Below are 14,955 nucleotides of genomic sequence, written 5' to 3' on the forward strand. Positions count from 1 at the left end.
TTAGAACTCCAGCCCGTTTTCGCGGGCAGCGTCGGCCAGCGCCTTGACGCGGCCGTGGAACAGGAAGCCGCCGCGATCGAACACGACGGTGGTGATGCCGGCAGCCTTGGCGCGTTCGGCAATGTCCTTGCCCACCTGCGCGGCGGCATCAACCGTGGCGCCGATCGCCTTCTGGCCCTTCACAAGGCTGGAAGCGGCGGCGAGCGTCTTGCCCGCGGCGTCGTCGATGATCTGCGCGTAGATGTGACGGCCGGAGCGGTGCACCGACAGCCGGGGACGGCCGCTGGAACGAGCCTTGAGCGCGGTACGGACGCGCTGGCGGCGGCGATCGAAGAGCGAGAGCTTGGCCATTACTTCTTCTTCCCTTCCTTTCGGAAGATGAACTCGCCGGCGTACTTGATACCCTTGCCCTTGTAGGGTTCGGGCTTGCGCCAGCGACGGATCTCGGCGGCCACCTGGCCGACCTTCTGCTTGTCGATGCCCGAGATCAGCACGGTGGTGTTGTCCGGGGTCTTGATCTCAATCCCGTCAGGGATCTCGAAATCGACATCGTGGCTGTAGCCGAGCTGCAGCTTAAGGGTCTTGCCCTGCGAGTTGGCGCGGTAGCCAACGCCGGTGATGTTCAGGGTCTTGGTGTACCCTTCCGTCACGCCGACAACGAGATTGTCGACCAGCGTACGCTGCATGCCCCAGAACGCGCGGGCGGACTTGGTGTCGTTCGCCGGCTTCACGATGATGGCATTGCCATCGACGGTGTAGCTGATCTCATCGCGCATGTTCAGCGTGAGCGTGCCCTTGGGGCCCTTCACGGTGATCACGCCGTTCGCGATATCCGCGGTGACGCCGCTCGGGATCGTCACCGGCTTCTTGCCGATGCGGCTCATCAGAACACCTCCGCCAGCACTTCGCCGCCGACGTTGGCAGCGCGCGCCTCGGCATCCGAGAGCACGCCCTTCGGCGTCGAGACGATGGTGATGCCAAGGCCGTTGCGGACCACCGGGAGTTCCTTGGAACCCGAGTAGACGCGGCGGCCGGGCTTCGAGACGCGGGCCACGTGCTTGATCGCCGGCTGGCCTTCGAAATACTTCAGCTCGATGCGCAGCTGCGGGTGGGCGCCGGTGGCGTCCTCCGTGAAGCCGCGGATGTAGCCCTCGCGCTGGAGAACTTCGAGAACGTGGAGACGCAGCTTCGAAGCGGGCGAAAGGACCGAGTCCTTCTTCGCCTGCTGGCCGTTGCGGATGCGGGTGAGCATATCACCCAGGGGATCGGTCAATGCCATCTCGTGATCCTTACCAGCTCGACTTGGTCACGCCGGGGATCATCCCCTTGTTGGCGAGATCGCGCAGCTCGACGCGGCAGAGGCCGAACTTGCGGTAGTAGCCGCGCGGACGACCGGTGGTGTTGCAGCGGTTGCGCACGCGGGTCGGGTTCGCGTTGCGCGGCAGCTCGGCCATCTTGAGGCGGGCGATGAGGCGCTCGGTTTCATCGAGCTTCTCGTCGTCTGCGACGGCCTTCAGCGCAGCGTACTTCGCCGCGTACTTCTGAACGAGCTTCTTGCGACGCTCATTCTTGTTGATGGAACTCAGTTTCGCCATGGACTTAAGCTCTCTTCTTCAAAACCATTGGCGAGCCTTTCGGGGCTCGAGCCGGGATATCCTCAGGCGGCCTTCTGCTCTTCAGCAGCGTCGCGCGGGAACGGGAAACCGAACAGGCGGAGCAGCTCGCGCGCTTCGTCGTCGGTCTTGGCGGTGGTGGTGACGATGATATCCATGCCGCGCACCTTCTCGATCTGGTCGTAGCTGATCTCCGGGAAGATGATCTGCTCCTTCAGACCCATCGCGTAGTTGCCGCGCCCGTCGAACGACTTCGGGTTCAGACCACGGAAGTCGCGGATGCGGGGCATCGCGATGGTGATGAGACGGTCGAGGAATTCGTACATGCGTTCGCGGCGCAGGGTCACCTTGCAACCGATCGGCATGCCTTCACGCAGCTTGAACTGCGCGATCGACTTCTTCGCCTTGGTGATCACCGGCTTCTGGCCCGAGATGAGTTCCATCTCGGCAGCAGCGGTCGTCACCTTCTTCTTGTCCTGGCTCGCCTCGCCCACGCCCATGTTGAGCGTGATCTTCTCGATCTTCGGAATTTCCATGTGGTTCGCGTAGCCGAACTTGGCCTGCATCGCGGCAGCGATCTCGGCTTCGTACTTGGCCTTCATGCGCGGCACGTACTTGTCAGCCATCGATCGTCTCCCCGGTCTTGACGGCCACGCGGACCTTCTTGCCGTCCTTCGTTTCGAAGCGCACGCGGGTGGGCTTGCCGTCCTTGCCGGCCAGACCAACCTTCGAGATGTGCAGCGGAGCCTCGCGGCGGTCGATGCCGCCCTGCGGGTTCTCCTGGGTCGGCTTGCGGTGGCGCGCGGCGATGTTCACGCCGGCCACGACAACCTTGTCTTCCTTGGGCATGACCTGCAGCACGGTGCCCGTGCGGCCCTTGTCCTTGCCCGAACGGACGACGACGCTGTCACCCTTCTTGATCTTGGCAGCCGACATTACAGCACCTCCGGCGCAAGGCTGATGATCTTCATGAAGCCGCGGGCGCGCAGTTCACGCACCACGGGGCCGAAGATACGGGTGCCGATCGGCTCTTCGTTCTTGCCGACGAGCACGGCGGCATTGGTGTCGAAGCGGATCACGCTGCCATCGGCGCGGCGCACATCCTTGCGGGTACGCACGATCACCGCACGGTGCACGTCGCCCTTCTTGACGCGGGCACGCGGCTGCGCTTCCTTGATCGACACGACGATCACATCGCCGACGCTGGCGAAACGACGCTTCGACCCGCCCAGCACCTTGATGCACTGGACGCGCTTCGCGCCGCTGTTGTCAGCGACTTCGAGATTGGACTGCATCTGGATCATTGATCCGGTTCCTTCTCACTGGCTTGCCGGAACCAGTCCGGCAGTTCCAAAACTGTTTCGACTTTAGACGTCGGCTTCGATCGCGGCGGCCTTGCCGGCCTGCACGCGGTCGACGACCTTCCACGTCTTCAGCTTCGAGATCGGCGCGGTCTCTTCGATGCGCACGGTCTCGCCGGCCTTGAACGAGTTGGTCTCGTCGTGGGCGTGGTACTTCTTCGAGCGACGGATGATCTTCCCGTAGAGCGGGTGCTTCACCTTGCGCTCGACCTTGACCACCACGGTCTTGTCGGTCTTGTCCGAGACGATCGTCCCGATCAGAATACGCTTGGGCATAGTCTCTTCCTTACGCCTTGGCCGACTGAGAACGCTCAGTCTGCAGCGTCTTGATACGGGCGATGTCGCGGCGGACCTCGCGGATGCGGGCCGGACGCTCGAGCTGGTTGGTCGCCGCCTGGAAGCGCAGGTTGAACTGCTCGCGCTTCAGTTCGACAAGGTCAGCCTGGAGCTGGTCGTCAGACTTGACGCGCAGATCTTCAAACTTTGCTTTGCTCTGGGCCATCATTCGCCTCCGAGGTGCGAGGTGTCGCCGAGGCGGGCAACGACCTTGGTCTTGATCGGCAGCTTCATCGCGGCGCGGCTGAACGCTTCTGCCGCGAGCGGGCCGGCAACGCCGTCGAGCTCGAACAGGATGCGACCCGGCTTCACGCGGGCTGCCCAGTATTCGATCGAACCCTTGCCCTTGCCCTGACGGACTTCGGCAGGCTTCTTCGAGACCGGCACATCCGGGAACACGCGGATCCAGAGACGACCCTGGCGCTTGATGTGGCGCGTGATCGCACGGCGGGCCGCTTCGATCTGGCGGGCGGTAACCCGCTCCGGTTCGAGCGCCTTGAGGCCGTACGAACCGAAGTTGAGGTCCGTGCCACCCTTGGCGTCGCCCTTGATCCGGCCCTTGAAGGCCTTGCGGAACTTGGTCTTTTTCGGTTGCAGCATGGTTCTGTACCTACCTTAGCGCGCCGGGCGGACGCCGGAGGTTTGAGCCTCCATCATCAGCCGGTCCTGCGCCATGGGATCGTGGCCAAGGATTTCGCCCTTGAAGATCCAGGTCTTGATGCCGATCACGCCATAGGCGGTGTGCGCCACGGCTTCGGCATAATCGATGTTCGCACGCAGCGTGTGCAGCGGCACGCGGCCTTCGCGGTACCACTCGACGCGGGCGATTTCCGCACCGCCGAGACGGCCGCCGCAGGTGATCTTGATGCCTTCGGCACCGAGACGGAGCGCCGACTGCACCGCGCGCTTCATCGCACGGCGGAACGCCACGCGGCGAACGAGCTGATCGGCAATACCCTGCGCAACGAGCTTGGAATCGATCTCCGGCTTGCGGATCTCGACGATGTTCAGCTTCACGTCGCCGGCAGTCATCTTGGCGAGCTGGCTGCGCAGCTTCTCGATGTCCGCACCCTTCTTGCCGATGATGACGCCCGGACGGGCGGCATAGATCGACACGCGGCAGGTCTTGGCCGGACGCTCGATGACGACCTTGGAGATCGCTGCCTGCGGCAGGTGCTCCATGATGAACTTGCGCATGGCAAGGTCTTCACGCAGCAGCGTCTGGTAGTTGCGGCCTTCCGCGTACCAGCGGCTATCCCAGGTGCGGTTGATCTGCAGGCGCAGACCGATGGGGTTCGACTTGTGACCCATGATCAGGCCTCCTCACCAGTAGCCGCTTCGCGAACCACGATCCGCAGGCGCGAGATCGGCTTCAGGATGCGGGTGGACTTGCCGCGACCACGGGTGTGGAAGCGCTTCATCGTGATCGACTTGCCAACCGAAGCCTCGGCGACGACGAGCGCGTCGACATCGAGGTTGTGGTTGTTCTCGGCGTTGGCGATCGCCGAGGCGAGCACCTTGCGCGCGTCGACAGCCATCGCCTTCTTCGAGAAGGCGAGGATGTTCATCGCGTCTTCGGCGCGCTTGCCGCGGATCAGGCCGGCAACGAGGTTCAGCTTCTGGGCCGAGCCGCGGATCTGCGTGCCGACCGAGAGCGCTTCGTTGTCCGCAACGCGGCGCGGGGACTTGGGCTTACCCATTAGCGCTTGCCCTTCTTGTCAGCGGCGTGGCCGGGGAACGTGCGCGTCGGCGCGAATTCACCAAGCTTGTGGCCGACCATCTCTTCGTTGACCGAGACGGGGATGAACTTGTGCCCGTTGTAGACGTTGAACGTCAGACCAACGAACTGCGGGAGAATGGTCGAACGACGCGACCAGGTCTTGATCGGACCTGCACGCGAACCAGCATCCTGGGCCACTTCGGCCTTCTTCAGGAGGTGCAGGTCGACGAAGGGTCCCTTCCAGACGGAACGTGCCATGGGGTGTTACCTCTTCTTCTTCGCGTGACGCGAACGGATGATCATCTTGTCCGTCTGCTTGTTGTGACGGGTACGGGCGCCCTTGGTCGGCTTGCCCCACGGCGTGACCGGATGACGGCCACCCGAGGTGCGGCCTTCACCACCGCCGTGCGGGTGATCGACCGGGTTCTTGGCGACACCGCGGGTGAGCGGACGACGGCCGAGCCAGCGGCCGCGACCGGCCTTGGCAAGGTTCTGGTTCGAGTTGTCGGGGTTCGAGACCGCGCCAACCGTGCCCATGCAATCGCCGCGCAGGTAGCGCTGCTCGCCCGAGTTCAGGCGGACGATGACCATGCCGCGGTCACGACCGACGAGCTGGACATAAGTGCCGGCCGAACGCGCGATCTGACCGCCCTTGCCCGGCTTCATCTCCACGTTGTGGATGATCGTGCCGACCGGCATCTGGCTGAGCAGCATCGCGTTGCCCGGCTTCACGTCGGTCTTCTCGCCGGCGACGACCTGGTCACCGACCGCGAGACGCTGCGGCGCGAGGATGTAGGTCTGCTCACCGTCCTCGTACTTGACGAGCGCGATGAACGCGGTGCGGTTGGGGTCATACTCCAGACGCTCGACGGTCGCGGGCATGTCCCACTTGCGGCGCTTGAAGTCGATGAACCGGTAGCGCTGCTTGTGGCCGCCCGCGATGCCGCGGCTGGTCACGTGGCCCTTGTTGTTGCGGCCGCCGGTCTTGGTCTTGCCCTCGGTCAGCGCCTTGACGGGCTTGCCCTTCCACAGCGACGACTTGTCGACGAGGATCAGGCCGCGCCGGGCGGGGCTGGTCGGGTTATAGTTCTTGAGTGCCATGGTCTATGCGCCTCAGATACCGCTGGTGACGTCGATCGACTGGCCCGGAGCCAGCGTCACAACCGCCTTCTTGAAGTCCGAACGCTTGTAGGGTGCACCCTTCCAGCGCTTGGTCTTGCCGTCCTGGTTCAGCGTGTTCACCTTGGTGACCTTCACGCCGAACAGGGCTTCGACCGCAGCCTTGATCTGCGGCTTGGTCGCCTTGTCCGCGACCTTGAAGACCACGGCATTGTGCTCGCTGAGCAGCGTCGACTTCTCGGTGATGTGGGGAGCCACGATCACGTCGTAGTGACGCGTGTCGATTGCGTCCTTAGCCATTGAAACGCGCCTCCAGCTTTTCGACCGCAGCGCGCGTCAGCACCAGCGTATCATGCTTCAGGATGTCGTAGACGTTCGCGCCCATCGCCGGGAGCACATTGACCCCGATGATGTTGCGGGCGGCGCGGGCGAAGTTGTCGTTCACCGCTTCGCCGTCGATCACCAGCACCTTCTTGCCGAAGCCCGCCTTGGCGAGCGTCGCGGCGAGCGTGGCGGTCTTGCCGTCGGTGTCGAGCGTGTCGACGACGACGAGGCCGCGACCTTCCGACTGGGCCTTGGTCGAGAGCGCCATCTTCAGACCGAGCGCGCGGATCTTCTTGTTGAGCGAGGGATCGAAGTCACGGACGCGGGGACCGTGGGCCTTGCCGCCGCCGATGAAGATCGGAGCCGCGCGATCGCCGTGACGAGCACCGCCGCCGCCCTTCTGGTTGCCCAGCTTCTTGCCGGTGCGCGCCACATCCGAACGCTCGCGGGCACCACGGGCCGTGCCGCGACGCTTCTCGAGCTGCCAGGTGACAACGCGGTGGAGGATGTCAGCGCGCGGAGCGACGCCGAACACGGCATCCGAGAGCTCGGCTTCGCCGGCTGCGGTGCCATCGAGATTGAGGACCTGAACCTTCACGACTTAGCCCTCCTGACCATCGACGGTGGTCTCGACCGCAGCGGTGTCTTCCGCCGGCGTGTCGGCCGCAGCCGTGTCATTGCTGTTGGCAGCCTGCTTGAGACCGGCCGGATACGGCGCTTCAGCGTGACGGCCGAGCTTGACCGCATCGCGGACGAGCAGCCAGCCGTTCTTCGAACCAGGGACCGAGCCCTTGACGAAGATCAGGCCGCGCTCATCGTCGGTGCGGACGATCTCGAGGTTCTGCTGGGTGCGCTGACGGTCGCCCATGTGGCCGGCCATCTTCTTGTTCTTGAACACGCGGCCCGGATCCTGACGGTTACCCGTCGAACCGTGCGCACGGTGGGTGATCGAAACACCGTGGGTGGCGCGCATACCGCCGAAGCCCCAGCGCTTCATCGCGCCAGCAAAGCCCTTGCCCTGGGTGTGACCGGTGATGTCGACATACTGGCCGGGCACGAAGTGCGAGGCGGCGATGGTCGAGCCGACTTCGAGCAGCGCGTCTTCGGCGACGCGGAACTCGGCGACTTCCATCTTCAGTTCGACTTCAGCCTTCGCGAAATGCTCGCGCTGCGGCTTGGCGACATTCTTCTGCTTGGCCTGACCCGCACCGAGCTGAACCGCGACATAACCGTCGCGCTCTTCGGTGCGAACCGAGACCACCTGGCAATTTTCAAGCGCCAGGACGGTAACCGGCACGTGCCGTCCGTCGTCCTGGAAAAGCCGGGTCATCCCGACCTTCTTCGCGATCACGCCGGTGCGCATGACCATACTCCTTACAGAGGCCTTGCGAGGACCATCCCCGCGAGGCGTGTTCAGCCCGTATGTGAAGCGCGCCCCGTCCGGGCTGAGTGCCCCTGCGTGAACAGGAGCGAACGGGGGACGCTTGCCCGGCTAGGTGCCTCAGCTGAGGCGGCGCCGGAGGTATCCCATTGTCCGGGAGGCTTGGCCTCCAAAACTCTGGTTGCCCCTGCCAAAGCAGAGGCGAAACTTGTTACGCGACCCCCGCCTTCGCGGGGGCAGGGCAAGCTGCCTTAGGCCAACTTGATCTCGACGTTGACGCCAGCTGCGAGGTCGAGCTTCATGAGCGCGTCCACGGTGGCGGCGTTGGGCTGCACGATGTCGAGCAGCCGCTTGTAGGTGCGAACCTCGAACTGCTCGCGCGACTTCTTGTCGACGTGCGGGCCGCGGTTGACGCAGAACTTCTCGATGCGCGTCGGAAGCGGAATGGGGCCCCGGATCAGCGCGCCGGTGCGGCGTGCGGTGTCTGCGATTTCGCCAGTGGCCTGATCGAGCACGCGGTGATCAAAAGCCTTGAGACGAATGCGAATATTCTGGGCGTCCATGTCCGTTTACCGATGCGAAAGAGCGAAAACAAAAAAACCAGCCGCTCCACCCTCTCACCCTGCCCCAGCTGTCGAAGCGAGGAGAAAGCGGGCCGCTGATCCGTAAAAACCGGACCGGCGGGAGAAGCGAATCTCCCGCCGGTGCGCGGCCTATATTACTTCGTGATCTTGCTGACAACCCCCGAACCGACGGTGCGGCCACCTTCGCGGATCGCGAAGCGCAGACCTTCGTCCATCGCGATCGGCGCGATGAGACGGACCGACAGGGTCAGGTTGTCGCCGGGCATGACCATTTCGGTGCCTTCGGGAAGGATCACTTCGCCGGTCACGTCGGTGGTGCGGAAGTAGAACTGCGGGCGGTAGTTGGCGAAGAACGGCGTGTGACGGCCACCTTCGTCCTTCGACAGCACGTAGACCTCAGCCGAGAACTCGGTGTGCGGCGTAACCGAACCGGGCTTGGCGAGAACTTGGCCACGCTCGACTTCTTCACGCTTCACGCCGCGAACCAGCGCGCCGATGTTGTCGCCGGCTTCACCCTGGTCGAGCAGCTTGCGGAACATTTCGACGCCGGTGACGACGGTCTTGGTGGTGTTCTTGAGGCCGACGATCTCGACTTCTTCACCAACCTTGACGATGCCGGTTTCGACGCGGCCAGTCACGACGGTGCCACGACCCGAGATCGAGAACACGTCTTCGACGGGCATCAGGAAGGGCTTGTCGGTCGGGCGCGGCGGCTGCGGGATGTAGCTGTCGACAGCGGCCATGAGCTCGTTGATCGAGTTCTTGCCGATGGCGTCGTCGCGGCCTTCGAGGGCGGCCAGAGCCGAACCCTTGACGATCGGAATATCGTCACCCGGGAAGTCGTACGACGAGAGCAGCTCGCGCACTTCCAGCTCGACGAGCTCGAGGATTTCCTCGTCGTCAACCTGGTCGACCTTGTTCATGTACACGACGAGCGCCGGCACGCCGACCTGACGGGCAAGCAGGATGTGCTCGCGGGTCTGCGGCATCGGGCCGTCAGCAGCGTTCACGACCAGGATCGCGCCGTCCATCTGGGCGGCACCGGTGATCATGTTCTTCACGTAGTCGGCGTGGCCCGGGCAGTCGACGTGCGCATAGTGGCGGTTGGCGGTCTCGTACTCGACGTGCGCCGTCGAGATGGTGATGCCGCGCTCGCGCTCTTCTGGAGCCTTGTCGATGTTCGCGTAGTCGGTGAACGTCGCGCCGCCGGTCTCGGCGAGCACCTTGGTGATCGCTGCCGTCAGGGTGGTCTTGCCATGGTCGACGTGACCGATGGTGCCGATGTTGCAGTGCGGCTTGGTCCGCTCAAACTTAGCCTTGGCCATTGCTCAAACCTTCTTCTCTAAAATTGCAGATACTGCGGGTTCGAGGTCGGCGCCCGCTGAATCAGGCGCCGCCCCTAGATTGATCCGCTTGCTTATGCAAGCCCGCCGTTCCCCGGTAATCCGCGCCGGAGCGCGAAGTCCCGGAAAACGCCGTGTTACGCCATCTTCGCCTTGATCTCGGTCGCGACGTTTGCCGGGACTTCATCGTAGTGATCGAAGAACATCGAGTAGTTCGCGCGTCCCTGCGTGAACGAGCGCAGCTGGTTCACGTAGCCGAACATGTTCGCCAGCGGGACCATGGCGACAACCGCCTGGGCATTGCCCCGGCTGTCGGTGCCCTGGATCTGGCCGCGCCGCGAGTTGATGTCGCCGATCACGTCGCCGAGGTATTCCTCCGGCGTGATCACCTCGACCTTCATGATCGGCTCGAGCAGCTTGATCCCCGACTTCTGGGCCACTTCGCGCATCGCGCCGCGGGCACAGATTTCGAAGGCCAGCGCCGACGAGTCGACGTCGTGGTAGGCGCCGTCATAGAGCAGGACTTCGAAGTCGATGATCGGGAAGCCGATCAGCGAACCGGTCTCTGCCGTCTCGCGGAAGCCCTTCTCAATGGCGGGGATGTATTCCTTCGGAATATTGCCGCCCTTGATCTCGTCCTTGAAGACGAAGCCCGAACCGCGCTCGCCCGGCGTGACCTTGACCTTCACGCGGCCGAACTGACCGGTACCGCCCGACTGCTTCTTGTGGGTGTAGTCGATGTCCACGGGCTTGCCGAGGTACTCGCGGTAGGCCACCTGCGGCGCGCCGACGTTCGCCTCGACCTTGAACTCACGCTTCATGCGGTCGACAAGGATTTCGAGGTGGAGTTCGCCCATGCCCTTGATGATGGTCTGGCCCGATTCATGATCGGTCGAGACGCGGAACGAGGGATCCTCGGCCGAGAGACGGTTGAGCGCGATGCCCATCTTCTCCTGGTCGGCCTTGGTCTTCGGCTCCACCGAGAGCTCGATCACCGGCTCGGGGAATTCCATGCGCTCGAGGATGATCGGCTGCTTTTCCGAGCACAGCGTATCGCCGGTGGTAGTCTCCTTGAGACCGGCCAGCGCGACGATGTCGCCCGCGTAGGCCACATCGATGTCCTCGCGATTGTTGGAGTGCATCAGCAGCATGCGGCCGACCTTCTCCTTCTTGTTCTTCACCGAGTTCAGGTAGCTGCCCTTGGTCAGCGTGCCCGAATAGATGCGGGTGAAGGTCAGCGAGCCGACGAAGGGGTCGTTCATGATCTTGAACGCGAGCGCCGAGAACGGTGCCTCGTCCGACGTGGCGCGGCTGTCCGGCTCGTCGGTGTCGGGGTTGATGCCCTGCACGTCTTCGATGTCGAGCGGCGAAGGCAGGTAGTCGACCACGGCGTCGAGCAGGGGCTGCACGCCCTTGTTCTTGAACGCCGAACCGCACAGCACCGGCACGAACGACTGGTTCAGCGTGCCCTTGCGGATCAGCGCCTTGAGCGTCGCGACGTCGGGCTCGTTGCCTTCGAGGTACGCTTCCATCGCCTCGTCGTCCTGCTCGACGGCAAGCTCGATGAGGTTGTTGCGATATTCAGCCGCTTCGTCCGCCATGTCGGCCGGGACCGGCTCATAGAAGAACTCGGCGCCGAGGCTTTCGTCCTTCCAGATGATCGCACGGTTCTCGACGAGATCGACGAGGCCCTTGAAATCGCTTTCTGCGCCGATCGGCAGATAAAGCACCGCAGGCTTCGCGCCGAGGCGATCGATGATCGTCTGCACGCAGTACTTGAAGTTCGCACCGGTGCGGTCGAGCTTGTTGATGAAGCACATGCGCGGCACGTTGTACTTGTCGGCCTGGCGCCACACCGTTTCCGACTGCGGCTCGACGCCGGCAACGCCGTCGAACGCGGCAACCGCGCCGTCCAGCACGCGCAGCGAACGCTCGACTTCGATGGTGAAGTCGACGTGGCCGGGGGTGTCGATGATGTTCAGGCGGTGATCGCGCCAGAAGCAAGTCGTCGCGGCCGACGTGATCGTGATGCCGCGTTCCTGCTCCTGCTCCATCCAGTCCATCGTCGCGGCGCCGTCGTGGACTTCGCCGATCTTGTAGGACTTTCCGGTGTAGTAGAGGATACGCTCGGTCGTCGTGGTCTTGCCGGCGTCGATGTGCGCCATGATGCCGAAATTGCGATAGCGCTCGAGCGGATGGCTGCGGGCCATGGGAGGTTCCTTGGGTTCGGGATGGGCCGGATGGTTCCGGCCCGCCCCATAGAGTGCTTAGCGTGACCGTTTCAAGACGGCTGCCTGATCATCCTGTGACAATCAGGCAACCCTCTCGGGCAAGCCGCTGCTTACCAGCGCCAGATTACCAGCGGTAGTGGCTGAAGGCGCGGTTGGCGTCGGCCATGCGGTGGGTGTCTTCACGCTTCTTGACCGCGTTGCCGCGGTTGTTGGCGGCATCCAGCAGTTCCGACGACAGGCGCGCCGACATCGTGGTTTCGCTGCGGTTGCGCGCGGCGGTGATCAGCCAGCGGATGGCCAGCGCCTGCGCACGCTCGGCACGCACTTCGACGGGGACCTGATAGGTCGCACCGCCGACACGGCGGCTGCGCACTTCGATCTGCGGCTTCACGTTGTTGAGCGCATCGTGGAACAGCTGCAGCGGGTCCGCCTTGGCGCGGGCCTGCATCGTTTCCATGGCGCCGTAGACGATGCTTTCAGCGACCGACTTCTTCCCGTCGAGCATGAGGTTGTTCATGAACTTCGACAGGATCTGATCGTTGAACTTCGGATCCGGCAGGATTTCCCGCTTTTCGGGACGACGACGACGAGACATTTTATGTACTCCTTCGGAGTGCGGCAGCCCCATCCGGGTCTGCCTTGCGGCTCCAGCCCGCTCCCCCGCCCGACCACCCAGATGCTAACCCGTAGGGTAGCCGGGCGGGGAAGCGGACTGGAGCCGGCCCCTGGTGAAACTTACTTCGGACGCTTGGCGCCGTACTTCGAACGCGACTGCTTGCGGTCCTTGACACCCTGGGTATCGAGCACGCCGCGCAGCACGTGGTAGCGCACGCCCGGAAGGTCGCGCACACGGCCGCCGCGGATGAGCACGACCGAGTGCTCCTGCAGGTTGTGGCCCTCGCCCGGGATGTACGAGATGACTTCGCGGCTGTTGGTCAGGCGGATCTTGGCCACCTTGCGCAGCGCCGAGTTCGGCTTCTTCGGGGTCGTCGTGTAGACGCGGGTGCAAACGCCACGCTTCTGCGGGTTCTGCTCCATCGCAGGGACCTTGGACTTGGTCTTCTGCGGTTCGCGGCCCTTGCGGACCAGCTGGTTGATCGTAGGCATGAAGGACTCTTCACCTTGGTTGCGGGCGCGGCAGGAACCAGGTGAAGGTTTGCGGAAAATCTCATCCAGCGGCGGGCAAGACCGGCAAGGGCCTTGCGCCGAAATGCTGCATGAGCCGAAAACACTCCACCCGGGGCAAGTCGCCACCGGGTTACTTTGACGGCTGACGGCATGGGATGGCCTGTTCCCGATTCGGGAGACTGGACCAAACACAAGAGGGACCCGCGAATGGCAGCAAAACCGCCTTCGAGGCCCCACTTGCCGCGCACCGGCAATGTTCAGCTCTGTTGAACCGATCAGCCTGAGGCCTCTCGGGACGGGGGCCCTTAGGCCGGAACCACCCGCCGGTCAAGCATCAAGCCGCCGGCGGGCCTTGGAGCCGGACCTATTCTGCCGCTTCGGCAAGCGGCGGGTTGTACCGGCGCAGGATCGAACCGACCGAATGGTCCAGCATGGCAAGGGCCACGTGAAGCCAATCGTCCATCGCGGCAAGTCCCCGCGCCGACAGGCGGACGAACGTGCGGCGCCCGTCGCGGCCGTCTTCCTCGCGCTCGACCAGCCCCCGTGCCTCCAGGATGCGCAGCCAGCGCAAGGCCGTGGTCGGCGGGACATTGGCGCCGATGCAGGCACTCGTGGTGGGCACCGGCCGCCCCTCGCGCGTCGCGACATAGAGATCGAGCAGGATGTCCCATGTCGGCTCGCCGAACAGGTCCCCCGGCAAATGCCGGTCACGGCGGCGGCGGATCGCGTAGGTCTCGCGGGCAAAGGCCAGCAGCGCTTCGGGCGTGATCCGTGCCGAGGCCTCGTGCAGTCCGGCGGCGACCGCGGCGGTCACTTCGGGCGCAGCAACGCGGCCCGCCTCCCCCATCGGATCGTGCCCGGCTACCGTATCGGTCAGCGAAGCCGGATTGGCACGGCGCAAAGCAGCGCGGCGGCGGCCACGATCGTGGCGGCGGATGATGCGCGAGCTCATACGAGGCGCCAAGAATGATAGCGGCCAATGCGGCGCTGGCGCTCGACATGCGCCCCCGTGCCGATTGCCAGCACGATCAGCTGAAACAGGAAAGGCATTTGCGTCATCGTCCAATAGGCTCGGCGGACCATGTCCACTTCCCAGAGCTTTGCGACATGGCCAAGCACGACGAGAACCTGTGAGGCAGAGACCCACAGCGGCCAGCCGCGATTGGCGTAGAGCGCCACCCAGAGCAGAGTGAAGAATGCCCAGGTATCGATCACCAGGTGTCCCGGGTTGACCGTGTACCAGGCCGGATCGCCGAACAGCATATGATTGCCCACATCCAGTGCGAATGTGGAAAGCAGCACCGTCGCCACCAGTTGTTCGGGCTCGTCCCCCTTCCGGGCGGCGAACAACACAGTGGCGATCAGCGCTATGCGAAGTATCCAGAGCCACACCATGGCGGGTCAGGATTTCCGATCGGTGGTCTGGATCGACATCACGCGGCCTGGGCCACCGATGCCGGAACCGCATCGATGATGCCTGCGCCTTCAAGGAGTGCAGCCGGCGGACAGGCATCGTTGCCGCCGCAGGTCTCGACCGAGATCGTGCTGAGCCGGCCATGGACGCGGGCGAGTTCGCCGCCGGCATCGAGGAGGTCCTGCTGGCTCTTGAGCAGACGCATGAGCGCGTCCTGGCCGAGGAAAGGCGCAACACCCGTTTCACGGCGGGCACCAACCATCGTCTGAAGCAGCTGCGCCTGGCGCACGAGCGCCTCGTCGAGCGCTGCTTCGGCCTGATGCAGATCGCGGGCGATCCGCAGCTGCGCCACGGCAAGTGGCATCTCAGGCGCTGTCTGGGTAGCAAAAGCGGTCATCACT

The 14,955-nt window shown here is 64.1% G+C and carries 25 protein-coding genes; all 25 read right to left on the reverse strand.

What is annotated here, in order from left to right:
- Entirely contained in the window at window positions 1-351 is a 351-nt protein-coding gene (rplR, locus tag NDB2M1_RS02595) for a 50S ribosomal protein L18 (protein ID WP_072379286.1), read from the reverse strand.
- Window positions 351-884 carry a 50S ribosomal protein L6 gene (gene rplF, locus NDB2M1_RS02600; RefSeq protein ID WP_072379288.1) on the reverse strand — a complete coding sequence of 178 codons (534 nt, stop codon included), beginning with the start codon at window positions 882-884 and terminating at the stop codon, window positions 351-353. Before rplF ends, rplR begins: the two co-directional genes overlap by 1 nt.
- Window positions 884-1,279: a 30S ribosomal protein S8 gene (gene rpsH, locus NDB2M1_RS02605; RefSeq protein ID WP_067913314.1), complete on the reverse strand. Its 396-nt coding sequence runs from the start codon at window positions 1,277-1,279 to the stop codon at window positions 884-886. Before rpsH ends, rplF begins: the two co-directional genes overlap by 1 nt.
- Window positions 1,280-1,289: 10 nt before the next feature.
- Window positions 1,290-1,595 (reverse strand): 30S ribosomal protein S14, encoded by a 306-nt coding sequence (gene rpsN / locus NDB2M1_RS02610; RefSeq protein ID WP_054121082.1) that lies wholly within the window; start codon window positions 1,593-1,595, stop codon window positions 1,290-1,292.
- A gap of 62 nt (window positions 1,596-1,657) precedes the next feature.
- Window positions 1,658-2,239 (reverse strand): 50S ribosomal protein L5, encoded by a 582-nt coding sequence (rplE, locus tag NDB2M1_RS02615; RefSeq protein ID WP_054121081.1) that lies wholly within the window; start codon window positions 2,237-2,239, stop codon window positions 1,658-1,660.
- The gene (gene rplX / locus NDB2M1_RS02620) at window positions 2,232-2,549 is read right to left on the reverse strand and encodes a 50S ribosomal protein L24 (protein ID WP_054121080.1); all 318 of its coding nucleotides are present in this window, start codon (window positions 2,547-2,549) and stop codon (window positions 2,232-2,234) included. The genes rplE and rplX overlap by 8 nt, the downstream gene beginning before the upstream one ends.
- Window positions 2,549-2,917, reverse strand: coding sequence for a 50S ribosomal protein L14 (rplN, locus tag NDB2M1_RS02625; RefSeq protein WP_054121079.1), 369 nt, complete (start codon window positions 2,915-2,917; stop codon window positions 2,549-2,551). Before rplN ends, rplX begins: the two co-directional genes overlap by 1 nt.
- Window positions 2,918-2,980: 63 nt before the next feature.
- Window positions 2,981-3,250, reverse strand: a complete 270-nt coding sequence (rpsQ, locus tag NDB2M1_RS02630) for a 30S ribosomal protein S17 (RefSeq protein ID WP_072379290.1) — start codon at window positions 3,248-3,250, stop codon at window positions 2,981-2,983.
- 10 nt (window positions 3,251-3,260) lie between these two features.
- Complete coding sequence (gene rpmC / locus NDB2M1_RS02635; RefSeq protein ID WP_304437615.1) at window positions 3,261-3,479, reverse strand: 50S ribosomal protein L29; 219 nt, start codon at window positions 3,477-3,479, stop codon at window positions 3,261-3,263.
- Window positions 3,476-3,910 carry a 50S ribosomal protein L16 gene (rplP, locus tag NDB2M1_RS02640; RefSeq protein ID WP_054121077.1) on the reverse strand — a complete coding sequence of 145 codons (435 nt, stop codon included), beginning with the start codon at window positions 3,908-3,910 and terminating at the stop codon, window positions 3,476-3,478. The genes rpmC and rplP overlap by 4 nt, the downstream gene beginning before the upstream one ends.
- Window positions 3,911-3,925: 15 nt before the next feature.
- Window positions 3,926-4,621, reverse strand: coding sequence for a 30S ribosomal protein S3 (gene rpsC, locus NDB2M1_RS02645; RefSeq protein WP_054121076.1), 696 nt, complete (start codon window positions 4,619-4,621; stop codon window positions 3,926-3,928).
- Window positions 4,622-4,623: 2 nt separating this feature from the next.
- Entirely contained in the window at window positions 4,624-5,010 is a 387-nt protein-coding gene (rplV, locus tag NDB2M1_RS02650; protein WP_054121075.1) for a 50S ribosomal protein L22, read from the reverse strand.
- Entirely contained in the window at window positions 5,010-5,288 is a 279-nt protein-coding gene (rpsS, locus tag NDB2M1_RS02655; RefSeq protein ID WP_054121074.1) for a 30S ribosomal protein S19, read from the reverse strand. Before rpsS ends, rplV begins: the two co-directional genes overlap by 1 nt.
- 6 nt (window positions 5,289-5,294) lie before the next feature.
- Window positions 5,295-6,131: a 50S ribosomal protein L2 gene (gene rplB, locus NDB2M1_RS02660; protein ID WP_054121073.1), complete on the reverse strand. Its 837-nt coding sequence runs from the start codon at window positions 6,129-6,131 to the stop codon at window positions 5,295-5,297.
- 12 nt (window positions 6,132-6,143) lie between these two features.
- Window positions 6,144-6,449, reverse strand: a complete 306-nt coding sequence (locus tag NDB2M1_RS02665) for a 50S ribosomal protein L23 (protein ID WP_072379292.1) — start codon at window positions 6,447-6,449, stop codon at window positions 6,144-6,146.
- Window positions 6,442-7,071, reverse strand: coding sequence for a 50S ribosomal protein L4 (gene rplD / locus NDB2M1_RS02670; protein WP_072379294.1), 630 nt, complete (start codon window positions 7,069-7,071; stop codon window positions 6,442-6,444). Before rplD ends, NDB2M1_RS02665 begins: the two co-directional genes overlap by 8 nt.
- Before the next feature lie 3 nt (window positions 7,072-7,074).
- On the reverse strand, window positions 7,075-7,836 hold the full coding sequence (rplC, locus tag NDB2M1_RS02675) for a 50S ribosomal protein L3 (RefSeq protein WP_072380052.1): 762 nt from the start codon (window positions 7,834-7,836) through the stop codon (window positions 7,075-7,077).
- A gap of 269 nt (window positions 7,837-8,105) precedes the next feature.
- Window positions 8,106-8,417: a 30S ribosomal protein S10 gene (gene rpsJ / locus NDB2M1_RS02680; RefSeq protein ID WP_028639306.1), complete on the reverse strand. Its 312-nt coding sequence runs from the start codon at window positions 8,415-8,417 to the stop codon at window positions 8,106-8,108.
- A gap of 155 nt (window positions 8,418-8,572) precedes the next feature.
- A complete protein-coding gene (tuf, locus tag NDB2M1_RS02685) occupies window positions 8,573-9,763 on the reverse strand; it encodes an elongation factor Tu (protein ID WP_054121070.1) in 1,191 nt (396 codons plus the stop codon).
- 155 nt (window positions 9,764-9,918) lie between these two features.
- Entirely contained in the window at window positions 9,919-11,991 is a 2,073-nt protein-coding gene (gene fusA, locus NDB2M1_RS02690) for an elongation factor G (protein ID WP_054121069.1), read from the reverse strand.
- A gap of 145 nt (window positions 11,992-12,136) precedes the next feature.
- The gene (gene rpsG, locus NDB2M1_RS02695) at window positions 12,137-12,607 is read right to left on the reverse strand and encodes a 30S ribosomal protein S7 (RefSeq protein ID WP_072379296.1); all 471 of its coding nucleotides are present in this window, start codon (window positions 12,605-12,607) and stop codon (window positions 12,137-12,139) included.
- 140 nt (window positions 12,608-12,747) lie between these two features.
- Window positions 12,748-13,119 carry a 30S ribosomal protein S12 gene (rpsL, locus tag NDB2M1_RS02700; RefSeq protein ID WP_054121067.1) on the reverse strand — a complete coding sequence of 124 codons (372 nt, stop codon included), beginning with the start codon at window positions 13,117-13,119 and terminating at the stop codon, window positions 12,748-12,750.
- Window positions 13,120-13,504: 385 nt separating this feature from the next.
- Window positions 13,505-14,092 (reverse strand): winged helix DNA-binding protein, encoded by a 588-nt coding sequence (locus NDB2M1_RS21685; protein WP_253185745.1) that lies wholly within the window; start codon window positions 14,090-14,092, stop codon window positions 13,505-13,507.
- Entirely contained in the window at window positions 14,089-14,535 is a 447-nt protein-coding gene (locus NDB2M1_RS02710; RefSeq protein WP_072379298.1) for a hypothetical protein, read from the reverse strand. Before NDB2M1_RS02710 ends, NDB2M1_RS21685 begins: the two co-directional genes overlap by 4 nt.
- A gap of 38 nt (window positions 14,536-14,573) precedes the next feature.
- On the reverse strand, window positions 14,574-14,951 hold the full coding sequence (locus NDB2M1_RS02715) for a hypothetical protein (RefSeq protein ID WP_253185746.1): 378 nt from the start codon (window positions 14,949-14,951) through the stop codon (window positions 14,574-14,576).
- Window positions 14,952-14,955: the final 4 nt, after the last annotated feature.

The organism is Novosphingobium sp. NDB2Meth1 (assembly GCF_900117425.1).
Lineage (GTDB): Bacteria > Pseudomonadota > Alphaproteobacteria > Sphingomonadales > Sphingomonadaceae > Novosphingobium.

Excerpts from the sequence above, each read along its gene's own strand:
- rplR (WP_072379286.1), bottom strand. The coding sequence starts at position 351 with ATGGCCAAGCTCTCGCTCTTCGATCGCCGCCGCCAGCGCGTCCGTACC.
- rplF (WP_072379288.1), bottom strand. The coding sequence starts at position 884 with ATGAGCCGCATCGGCAAGAAGCCGGTGACGATCCCGAGCGGCGTCACC.
- rpsH (WP_067913314.1), bottom strand. The coding sequence starts at position 1,279 with ATGGCATTGACCGATCCCCTGGGTGATATGCTCACCCGCATCCGCAAC.
- rpsN (WP_054121082.1), bottom strand. The coding sequence starts at position 1,595 with ATGGCGAAACTGAGTTCCATCAACAAGAATGAGCGTCGCAAGAAGCTC.
- rplE (WP_054121081.1), bottom strand. The coding sequence starts at position 2,239 with ATGGCTGACAAGTACGTGCCGCGCATGAAGGCCAAGTACGAAGCCGAG.
- rplX (WP_054121080.1), bottom strand. The coding sequence starts at position 2,549 with ATGTCGGCTGCCAAGATCAAGAAGGGTGACAGCGTCGTCGTCCGTTCG.
- rplN (WP_054121079.1), bottom strand. The coding sequence starts at position 2,917 with ATGATCCAGATGCAGTCCAATCTCGAAGTCGCTGACAACAGCGGCGCG.
- rpsQ (WP_072379290.1), bottom strand. The coding sequence starts at position 3,250 with ATGCCCAAGCGTATTCTGATCGGGACGATCGTCTCGGACAAGACCGAC.
- rpmC (WP_304437615.1), bottom strand. The coding sequence starts at position 3,479 with ATGATGGCCCAGAGCAAAGCAAAGTTTGAAGATCTGCGCGTCAAGTCT.
- rplP (WP_054121077.1), bottom strand. The coding sequence starts at position 3,910 with ATGCTGCAACCGAAAAAGACCAAGTTCCGCAAGGCCTTCAAGGGCCGG.
- rpsC (WP_054121076.1), bottom strand. The coding sequence starts at position 4,621 with ATGGGTCACAAGTCGAACCCCATCGGTCTGCGCCTGCAGATCAACCGC.
- rplV (WP_054121075.1), bottom strand. The coding sequence starts at position 5,010 with ATGGGTAAGCCCAAGTCCCCGCGCCGCGTTGCGGACAACGAAGCGCTC.
- rpsS (WP_054121074.1), bottom strand. The coding sequence starts at position 5,288 with ATGGCACGTTCCGTCTGGAAGGGACCCTTCGTCGACCTGCACCTCCTG.
- rplB (WP_054121073.1), bottom strand. The coding sequence starts at position 6,131 with ATGGCACTCAAGAACTATAACCCGACCAGCCCCGCCCGGCGCGGCCTG.
- NDB2M1_RS02665 (WP_072379292.1), bottom strand. The coding sequence starts at position 6,449 with ATGGCTAAGGACGCAATCGACACGCGTCACTACGACGTGATCGTGGCT.
- rplC (WP_072380052.1), bottom strand. The coding sequence starts at position 7,836 with ATGCGCACCGGCGTGATCGCGAAGAAGGTCGGGATGACCCGGCTTTTC.
- rpsJ (WP_028639306.1), bottom strand. The coding sequence starts at position 8,417 with ATGGACGCCCAGAATATTCGCATTCGTCTCAAGGCTTTTGATCACCGC.
- tuf (WP_054121070.1), bottom strand. The coding sequence starts at position 9,763 with ATGGCCAAGGCTAAGTTTGAGCGGACCAAGCCGCACTGCAACATCGGC.
- fusA (WP_054121069.1), bottom strand. The coding sequence starts at position 11,991 with ATGGCCCGCAGCCATCCGCTCGAGCGCTATCGCAATTTCGGCATCATG.
- rpsG (WP_072379296.1), bottom strand. The coding sequence starts at position 12,607 with ATGTCTCGTCGTCGTCGTCCCGAAAAGCGGGAAATCCTGCCGGATCCG.
- rpsL (WP_054121067.1), bottom strand. The coding sequence starts at position 13,119 with ATGCCTACGATCAACCAGCTGGTCCGCAAGGGCCGCGAACCGCAGAAG.
- NDB2M1_RS21685 (WP_253185745.1), bottom strand. The coding sequence starts at position 14,092 with ATGAGCTCGCGCATCATCCGCCGCCACGATCGTGGCCGCCGCCGCGCT.
- NDB2M1_RS02710 (WP_072379298.1), bottom strand. The coding sequence starts at position 14,535 with ATGGTGTGGCTCTGGATACTTCGCATAGCGCTGATCGCCACTGTGTTG.
- NDB2M1_RS02715 (WP_253185746.1), bottom strand. The coding sequence starts at position 14,951 with ATGACCGCTTTTGCTACCCAGACAGCGCCTGAGATGCCACTTGCCGTG.